Raw genomic sequence first — 545 nt, 5'->3', positions numbered from 1 at the left:
TGAACCGCCCCATATTGTGCGGACAGTACAAAAAAGAGGCCTGCAAGGGGTAGAACAAGCGAATTAAAGACTGGCCTGGCGAAGCGAGAGCGGAGCCAGGCCAGTCTTTGTCTGGAGCCGCTCGTGGTTATAGAAGTGAATGTATTCGTCAATCAGGTCATTGGCCTGCTGAAATGTCTTGAGCTTTTGGCGGTAGATGCATTCTGTTTTCAGGATACCGAAAAAATTTTCGGCCATTGCGTTGTCATAGCAGTTTCCGCGTCTTGACATGGAAGGCGTAATGCCGTAAGATTGAGTCAGCTTAAAATATCCGTGTGAGGTATATTGAAAGCCCTGGTCGCTGTGGAGCTGCAACTCCCCAGCGACTTTCTCTTTCTTCATGGCAAGGCGAATGGTGTCCAGCACCAGATTCACCGTTTGCTGGGCTGCAGTCTTGTAGGCCACAATGCTGTTGTCGTATAAATCCCGGATCATGGACAGGTACAGGACACCTTGTTCCGTATGGATATAAGAGATATCTGTGACCCATTTGCTGTTAGGTCTTT

At 48.6% G+C, this 545-nt stretch carries 1 protein-coding gene; it reads right to left on the bottom strand.

Annotated elements, in window-relative coordinates; genetic code table 11:
• Window positions 1–63: 63 nt before the first annotated feature.
• Window positions 64–545: IS3 family transposase (locus B5G28_RS14315; RefSeq protein WP_144265594.1), on the bottom strand; the 482-nt coding region annotated here is incomplete at its 5' end.

Origin of the sequence: Faecalibacterium sp. An77 (genome assembly GCF_002161315.1) — a bacterium.
Taxonomy (GTDB): Bacteria; Bacillota; Clostridia; order Oscillospirales; family Ruminococcaceae; genus Faecalibacterium.
This window is presented reverse-complemented; position numbering and strand designations above follow the sequence as displayed.